7 protein-coding genes are annotated in these 7,711 nt (G+C 69.6%); 4 read left to right on the forward strand and 3 right to left on the reverse strand.

From position 1 onward, the window contains the following. Positions 1-178 precede the first annotated feature (178 nt). Positions 179-574: a BlaI/MecI/CopY family transcriptional regulator gene (locus D7V88_RS45305; protein ID WP_120545121.1), complete on the reverse strand. Its 396-nt coding sequence runs from the start codon at positions 572-574 to the stop codon at positions 179-181. A gap of 154 nt (positions 575-728) precedes the next feature. Between D7V88_RS45305 and D7V88_RS36040 the strand changes: the two genes are divergently transcribed. The 4 genes from D7V88_RS36040 to rimO are packed head-to-tail and all read left to right on the forward strand — an operon-like array spanning position 729 to position 5,451. Further along, positions 729-2,369: a ribonuclease J gene (locus D7V88_RS36040; protein ID WP_120545122.1), complete on the forward strand. Its 1,641-nt coding sequence runs from the start codon at positions 729-731 to the stop codon at positions 2,367-2,369. A gap of 24 nt (positions 2,370-2,393) precedes the next feature. After that, entirely contained in the window at positions 2,394-2,891 is a 498-nt protein-coding gene (locus D7V88_RS36045; protein ID WP_120545123.1) for a YajQ family cyclic di-GMP-binding protein, read from the forward strand. Between the two features lie 11 nt (positions 2,892-2,902). Beyond that, the gene (locus D7V88_RS36050; protein ID WP_120545124.1) at positions 2,903-4,018 is read left to right on the forward strand and encodes a hypothetical protein; all 1,116 of its coding nucleotides are present in this window, start codon (positions 2,903-2,905) and stop codon (positions 4,016-4,018) included. A 32-nt stretch (positions 4,019-4,050) separates the two neighbouring features. Continuing rightward, positions 4,051-5,451, forward strand: coding sequence for a 30S ribosomal protein S12 methylthiotransferase RimO (gene rimO, locus D7V88_RS36055; RefSeq protein ID WP_372241158.1), 1,401 nt, complete (start codon positions 4,051-4,053; stop codon positions 5,449-5,451). Positions 5,452-5,541: 90 nt separating this feature from the next. Here rimO and D7V88_RS36060 read toward each other — a convergent pair whose 3' ends face one another. Together D7V88_RS36060 and lolA are read right to left on the reverse strand one after the other, a co-directional pair. Continuing rightward, the gene (locus tag D7V88_RS36060) at positions 5,542-6,963 is read right to left on the reverse strand and encodes a hypothetical protein (protein WP_120545126.1); all 1,422 of its coding nucleotides are present in this window, start codon (positions 6,961-6,963) and stop codon (positions 5,542-5,544) included. A 15-nt stretch (positions 6,964-6,978) separates the two neighbouring features. Further along, a partial coding sequence (gene lolA / locus D7V88_RS36065) for an outer membrane lipoprotein periplasmic chaperone LolA (protein ID WP_341870748.1) occupies positions 6,979-7,711 on the reverse strand: 733 nt, incomplete at its 5' end.

The following is a 7,711-nucleotide window of genomic DNA, read 5'->3' on the forward strand; positions in this document are numbered from 1 at the left end:
CCGAACGGCAGCAGTACCGCCAGCCCCCACGTCACCCGCCCCACGCGCAGCGTCTGCCGGGCGCTCAGCCGCCGCTCCATTCCCAGCCAGAGCGCGGCGCGCAGCAACCCGAAGCCCACCGCCACCAGCGCCGCCGCCGTGAGGTACGCGGCCAGCACCTCCCGCGTGAAGGGCCCCATCACCGGCCCCCCTTGCGACCCAGCAGCTTGCGAATCTGCTCCACCTCCTCCGCCGACAGCGGCACCGCCTCCACCAGCCGCGCCACGAGCGACGAAGGGGTGCCGTCGAACACCGTCGCCACTAGGTGCCGCACGCTCTGGGCCTCGTAGGCCTCGCGCGACAACCGCGCCGAATACAGGTGCCCGCGTCCTTCCTTGCGGCTGTGCACCACGCCCTTCTGCTCCAGGATGCGCAGCACCGTGGACACCGACGTGTAGGCCAGCTTGCGCTCCGGCGGCAGCGCCGCGAGCACGTCCGCCACGCTCACCTCGCCCTGCTTCCACACGAGCTGCATCAACTCCAGCTCCACCGGCGTCAGCGGCCGGGACTCCTCGACGGACGGCGACCTGGACACGGCGGCGACCTCCCTGACGACGAACTAAGGACTTAGTTCCAATACAACTAAGCCTTTAGTTGGAAGACGTCAAGCAGGCGGCCGGTGAAGGGAAACGGGAGGGGGGTGCGGATTCCCACGCGCCAGGTGGGGCAAGTCCTTAGACTGCGGACACATGCTCCACGTCATACCTCTGGGCGGCCTCGGCGAAATCGGCCTCAACGCCATGGTGCTCGCCTGTCGTGGGGAGCTGCTGCTCATCGATGCCGGACTGATGTTCCCCTCGGCGGGAATGCCCGGCGTGGACATCATCGTCCCGGACTTCACCCACCTGAAGCGCAACGCCGCGCAGTTCAAGGGCGTGGTGCTGACGCACGGGCACGAAGACCACATTGGCGCGCTTCCCTACCTGCTCGACGAGTTGCCCGTGCCTGTCTACGGCACGCGCTTCACGCTGGCGCTCGCGCGCAACCGCCTGGAGGAGCTGGGCGTGGAAGCGGACCTGCGCGAAATCGAACCGCGCTCGCCCTTCAAGGTCGGCACCGCCTTCACGGTGGAGGCCACGCGCGTCACGCACACCGTGCCGGACGCCGTGGGCTACATCGTCCGCACGCCCGAAGGCACCATCATCCACACCGGCGACTTCAAGCTGGATCCGGATCCCATCGACGGATTGAAGACGGACCTGGAGCGCTGGGGTGAAGCGGGCGAAGAGGGCGTGCTGTGCCTGCTGTCGGACTCCACCAACTCCGAGCTGGTGGATGAGACGGGCAGCGAGCGCGTGGTGCAGACCACCTTCGAGCGCCTCTTCCATGAGACGAAGGGCCGCATCGTCATCGCGCAGTTCTCCTCCAACCTCCACCGCGTGCGCCACATCCTGAGCCTCTGTGAGCGCACCGGCCGGCTCGTCGCGCTCCAGGGCCGCAGCATGGTGCGCAACGTGGAGCTGGCCCGCGAGATGGGCTACCTCCAGGTCCCCGACTCGCTCTTCGTGCACATCGACTCCGTGCCGAAGCTGGCGCCCCACCGCGTGGTGGTGCTCACCACCGGCGCCCAGGGCGAGCCCCGCGCGGGCCTCACCCAGTTGGCCCACGGCGACGGCCCGGTGCGGCTGGAGCCCGGCGACCTGGTCATCGTCAGCGCCCGCCCCATCCCCGGCAACGAGCGCTCGGTGGGCGCGCTGCTCGACCAACTCCACTGGCGCGGTGCCCGCATCGTCTACGCCCAGGTGGAACCCGGCGTGCACGTCTCCGGACACGCCAGCCGCCCCCAGCAGCGCCGCGTGCTGGACATCGTGAAGCCCCGCCACTTCGTCCCCGTACATGGGGAAGTCCGGCACCTGCACCGACACCTGACCACCGCGCGTGAGTCCGGCATGGCCCCCGAGGGGCTGCTCCTGGCGCACGACGGCGACGTGGTGACGTTCGAGGAGGGCCGGGGCCGCTTCTCCGGCAGCGTGCCGTCCGGGCGCATCCTCCGGGAGCGCTCCGGCAGCGGGGTGGTGACGCCGGAGACGCTCGTGGAGCGCAACCGGCTGGCGGAGACGGGCATGGTGGCCGCGGTGGTGGTGCTCCGGCGCGACACGCAGGCCCTGGTGGCGGGCCCCCAGTTGTCCGGCCAGGGGCTCTCCCCGGACGAACAGGGGGTGCTGCCGCGAATCGCCCTGGAGGCGAAGGCCTACTTCGAGGAGCTGAACCCACAGTTGCGCGGGGACGACGCCCTGGCGCGCGAGGAGCTGGTCCGGGCGGTGAAGCGGGCCTTCAAGCAGCACACCACCCGGCGCACCCTGGTGGTGCCCTTGGTCGTCCGGGTGTAGGTATGGTAAGGGCGGCCATCCCCCATGCCCTCCTTCGACGTCGTCTCGAAAATCGATCTGGCTGAGCTCGACAACGCGGTCAATCAGACCAAGAAGGAGCTCAGCACGCGCTATGACTTCCAGGGCGTCAACGCCGACATCGTCGTCGCCCCGGACAACACCTCCGTCACCGTGAAGGCGAACAGCGAGGACAAGGTCCAGGCCGCCAAGGAAGTGCTGCTCTCCAAGCTGGCCAAGCGAGGCATCAGCCTGCGGGTGCTGGAGTTCGGCGACATCGAGAAGACGGGCCTCGCGAACGTCAAGCAGCCCATCAAGCTGCAGCAGGGCATCCCGGTGGAGAAGTCCAAGGAGCTCATCAAGGTGCTCAAGGACTCCAAGATCAAGGTGCAGGGCTCCATCCAGGCGGATCAACTGCGCGTGACGGGCAAGAACCGCGACGACCTGCAGGCCGCCATGGCGCTGTTCCGCAAGGAGCAGGACCGGATGAGCCTGGACATGCAGTTCACCAACTTCCGCGACTGAGTCCTTCCGCCATGCACGCCGCCCCCCTGGCCCCGCTGACGCTCCTGCTGCTGGCCACCGCCACCCCCTCGTTCGCGCAGGACGCCGCGCGTCCCAGCCGCCCGGTGCCCGTGCTCAAGAAGGCACCGCAGCCGGAGAAGGGGCTCAAGGACTTCGGCTCGCCCATGGTCCTCAAGCCGCTGACGGTCGAGGGCGCCACGGCGAACTTCTCCGCCCGGGTGGGCTGGCGCAAGGACACGCTCTTCGTGGGCGTGGAGGCCACGGACAACCAGTTGCTCGCGGGCGACCTCATCACCCTCACCCTGTCCTTCCCGGACGCGGGCCCCACCGCCACGGGCTACACCTACCGCTTCGCCTTCGATGGCCAGCGCACCTCTCCGCCGGAGAGCGGCACGCCTGCGTTCGCGCAGAAGCTGGTGAACGCCGCCGTGCACCGCCAGGGCGACACGCTCTCCGTGGTGGCGCTGGTGCCGGTGCGCGCCCTGCCCCGCTTCCCCGCGGTGGCGCCGCTCGTCATGGACCTCTGCATCACCTACGAGGACCAGGACCAGGTGGGCGCGAAGACGGTGCCGGTGTCCAACTGCACGGGCGGCACGACGATGGTGGGTGAAGCGCTGCGCCTGCCGGACGACGCGCGCAAGAACCTCAAGCTCAAGCCCCCCGCGTCCGTCACCGCCCTGGAGGCGGCGCCCACCGGCTGGCTCGGCTGGGGCATCCTGCCGTACCCGGACTGGGCCCAGGGCGACGCGGCGCTCAACCCCGCTTCACTGCGCGCACTGGTGGCTCCCAACGCGGTGGACGCGTCGAAGATGAGCGTCAACGTGCCGGATGCTTTGAGCCTGCCGGACGGACGACCGGTCGTTACGGTGCTCACCGGGAAGAATCCCTATGCCGTCGAGGGTCAATGCGACTCCGACGACGAGCTTCGGATGGGGCTCTACGTGGTGTCGGGGAAGACGGCGCAGCAGGCGCTCGAGTGGCCGGCCGCCACCTGTGCGCTGGGTCGCGCCAGCTCCGTCGAACTGGATGAAGAGGGAGCGCTGACCATCGGTTACTCGAACGGCGCCATCGTCAACTTCGTTTGGAGTGCGGACCACTTCGATCGAACGGAAATCGGAAAGCGGTAGACGCAGTGGAAGACACCAAGAGCCTGTACATGATGACCCTCGGCTGCCCGAAGAACCGGGTGGACTCCGAGGTGATGCTGGGCACGCTGCGCACCCGTGGCTATTCGCTCGTGCAGGACCCGGCGGCCGCGCAGGTCATCGTCGTCAACACGTGCGCCTTCATTGGCCCGGCGAAGCAGGAGTCGGTGGACTCCATCCTGGAGATGGCGGAGCTGAAGAAGACGGGCGCGTGCAAGACGCTCGTCGTCACGGGCTGCCTGTCCCAGCGCTACGGCCAGGACCTGTCGCTGGAGATGCCGGAGGTCGACCACTTCCTGGGCACCAGCGCGTACGCGCAGATTGGCGACCTGCTGGCCGCCGAGGCCTCGCCGCGTCAGGTGATTCCGGATCCGGACTACATCCACAACGCCCAGACGCCGCGCATCAACTCGATGCCGAAGTACACGGCGTACCTGAAGATTTCGGAAGGCTGCGACAACGCCTGCGCCTTCTGCATCATCCCCACGCTGCGCGGCGGACAGCGCTCGCGCACGGTGGAAGACATCATGGCCGAGGCGCGCAACCTGGCCGACAGCGGCGTGCAGGAGCTGAACCTCGTCGCGCAGGACCTGACGGCGTACGGGCACGACCTGCCCGGCAAGCCGAAGCTCCACGAGCTGCTCCGGGAGCTGGTGAAGGTGGATGTGAAGTGGATCCGCCTGCACTACGCCTACCCGCGCGTGTTCCCGGACGAGCTCATCGACGTCATCGCGTCCGAGCCGAAGATCGCCAAGTACCTGGACATGCCGGTGCAGCACGCCAGCGACAAGCTGCTCCTGTCCATGAAGCGCGGCCGCAACTCCAAGTTCCTCAAGGAGCTGCTCACCAAGCTGCGCGAGCGCGTGCCGAGCCTCGTGATGCGCACCTCGCTCATCGTCGGCCTGCCGGGTGAGACGGAGGAGGACTTCGAGCTGTTGAAGGAGTTCGTGAAGGAGCAGCGCTTCCAGCGCCTGGGCGTCTTCCAGTACTCCGACGAGGAGGGCACCTCCGCGTTCGACCTGCCGAACAAGGTCCCCGCGAAGACCATCGAGCGCCGCTGGCGTGAGGTGATGGCCATCCAGAAGCGCATCAACCGCGAGCAGAACAAGAAGCTCGTGGGCCAGAAGCTCACCGTGCTGGTGGAGGGCCCCAGCGAGGAGTCCGAGCACCTGCTGGTGGGCCGTCACGAGGGCCAGGCCCCGGAGATCGACGGGCAGGTCTACATCAACGACGGTCTGGCGTACCCGGGCGAGTTCGTCACCGTGGAGGTGACGGAAGCGCACGACTACGACCTCATCGCCCGCGTGGTGGAGCGTCCGGATCCGAAGCAGCGCACGCACACCCCGCGCGAGGCCCTGCCCGCGCCCGTGCCGATGAAGTCACTGAAGCGTCCGGCGGAGCCTCGGCCGGAGTAGTCACCGACCACGGTCGAACCGGTACTTTCGGGCCCCGGCTCGCACTCCTCGATGGGGTGCGGCTGCGGGCCCGAACCTTTTGGCGCGGGGCTACTTCGGGTCCTCGGGCTCAAGTTCACGCTCCTCGACGGGAGGTGGCTGCGGGCCGGAACCCTTCGTGGGCACCGCCACACCTTCGCCCAGCGGCGTCGGCTGACACTCGCACACGGTGCGCCGCGACGCGGTCTCCGTGACGAAGGCGCAGGTCGTGGGGCACTCGGGCTGACGACCCTCCTCCACCAACGACACCGCGTAGCTCCGCGCCGCCTGGAGCGCGGCGTGGCACGCGGGCAGGGTCTGCGAGAGCGACGCCCACGGCAGCCGGTGCTGCGTGTTGGCGCCTCGCAGGGTGGTGGGAAAGCTCAGGCCCACCTGACAACCCGTCTCCAGGCGCTGGCCATCCGCGCCCCGGGGCTCCACGTACAGGCGCACGCCTTCGGGCACGTCCCGGTACACCGCGCCGGAGAGCGCCACCGCGCCGTCCGGTTCGGTGCGCGAGTGGACGCCGTAGCAGGCCTCCTCGCTGAAGGCCCCGCCCTCGCCCGCGCACTGCTGCCGGCCGCCAGCTTCATCGGGCATGCGCACGTGCGGCCTGCGAAGCACCAGGGCCCCACCCTGCGCGTCCACGGTGGCGGTGAAGCGGCCCCACACGTCCGGGCCCAGGCGACCCAGGCTGCTCTGCGACGGCCAGCGTCCGGCGGCCTCCATCACCAGGGGCCGCGCGCCCAGCCCGTCGGCGACCTCCACCGCGTCCACGACGAAGGTGCGCGGAGGCAGGCCCGCGGCCGTCTCCAGTGGCTGGAGTCCCTGAGCCAGCGCCGGATCCACCGCCAGCCGGGAGAAGGGCTCGCGCGTGCCCAGGACAAAGGGGCCGGTGATGCTCGTCGTTCCTTGCGTCACCTGCACGGCCAACAGCGGCCAGTCCCCCACGGGCTCGCGGCTGAGCTCCACCACGTGCGACTCGCGCACCGCGTCCGAGGCGCGCAGCTCCGCCTCATGGGCGGCCCGGGGGCGCGTGGCGGTGAAGGTCACCTCGCGGCGCAGCGGCTCCACCGTGAGCGCGTACGGGGCCAGCACGTCCTGCCCCAGCGTCACCGAACAGCCCTGCTCACCGGACAGCAGCACCGTGCGCAGGGGCGGCGCCACCGGTCCCACCGTCAGCAGCGGGGCCTGCACCTCGGGCCAGGAGCGATATCCCCCGGAGGACTCGGGCACGCGCGCAGTGCCGGCAGCCGTGGGCGGTTCTCCGCCGAAGCAGCCGGAGGACACGAGCGAGAGGGGCCGCGCGACGTCCAGCACCACCGGCACGGCCCGCCCCGCGAGCCGTCCCGCGACGGTGAGCCGCAGCGCGGGGGACGACAACAGGGGCAGCGTCTGTCCCACGAGGCTCGTGGGACGCACGGGGCCCGGGGGCGCGGAGGACTGACACCCCGCGCCCAGCAGCACGCATCCCGCCAGCAACACGCCGCGCATGGAGGGCGGCCTTCCCTACGGCGCCTTCGCCTTGGTGAAGTCGTCCACGCGGGTGCCCTCGGGCGGGTTCAGCTTGAAGCTGTCCGCGGAGATGCCCACGTTCGTCTTCAGGTCCACGAAGGCAATGGTGTTCTCGCTGCCGTCCGGGTCCACCACGGTGCTCTTGAGCACCTGCGCGGACGTGGGATCCACCTCCAGGCGCACCTGGCGGAAGCGCGGCTCGGTCTTCAGCGGATCCAACACCAGCAGCGTGCCCTTGCAGTCCTTGCAGTCGCCCTTGGAGATGGCGAACTCGTCCGCGAGCTTCCCCTGACCGAAGAGGAACGTCACCGACGCGGAGAGCTGGTTGGTGTCCACGGCGGCCACCGACAGCGTCTGCGCGGCCGGGTCGTACGCGTACACCTTGCTGCCCGCGAGCACGAAGGTGCGCGGCGACGGGTTCGCGTACTCCCAGCGCATCAGGCCCGGCTTCTTGTACGTCACCGTACCCGTGGACGACTGCGTGCGGCGGAAGGTCTTGTACTTGTAGTCCTGCTTGAAGCCCGACTTGAAGTCGTTCGTCTTCTCGTAGAACGCCTGCATCCGCTCCACGAGCGTCTTCACCTCGGGCGTCATCTTCGGCGCGGGCTTCGACACGGCGGGGACAGGAGCGGCCGTGCCGGCATCCAGCGGGGCGGCGGGCTTCGGCGCGGCGGCCGGAGCCTTCGCGGCGGCGGCAGCCGGCTTCGGTGCTGGGGCCGTCTGGGCC

It is taken from the genome of Corallococcus terminator (genome assembly GCF_003611635.1).
GTDB classification, from domain to species: domain Bacteria; phylum Myxococcota; class Myxococcia; order Myxococcales; family Myxococcaceae; genus Corallococcus; species Corallococcus terminator.

Excerpts from the sequence above, each read along its gene's own strand:
- D7V88_RS36045 (WP_120545123.1), top strand. The coding sequence starts at position 2,394 with ATGCCCTCCTTCGACGTCGTCTCGAAAATCGATCTGGCTGAGCTCGAC.
- D7V88_RS36050 (WP_120545124.1), top strand. The coding sequence starts at position 2,903 with ATGCACGCCGCCCCCCTGGCCCCGCTGACGCTCCTGCTGCTGGCCACC.
- D7V88_RS36060 (WP_120545126.1), bottom strand. The coding sequence starts at position 6,963 with ATGCGCGGCGTGTTGCTGGCGGGATGCGTGCTGCTGGGCGCGGGGTGT.
- rimO (WP_372241158.1), top strand. The coding sequence starts at position 4,051 with ATGACCCTCGGCTGCCCGAAGAACCGGGTGGACTCCGAGGTGATGCTG.
- D7V88_RS36040 (WP_120545122.1), top strand. The coding sequence starts at position 729 with ATGCTCCACGTCATACCTCTGGGCGGCCTCGGCGAAATCGGCCTCAAC.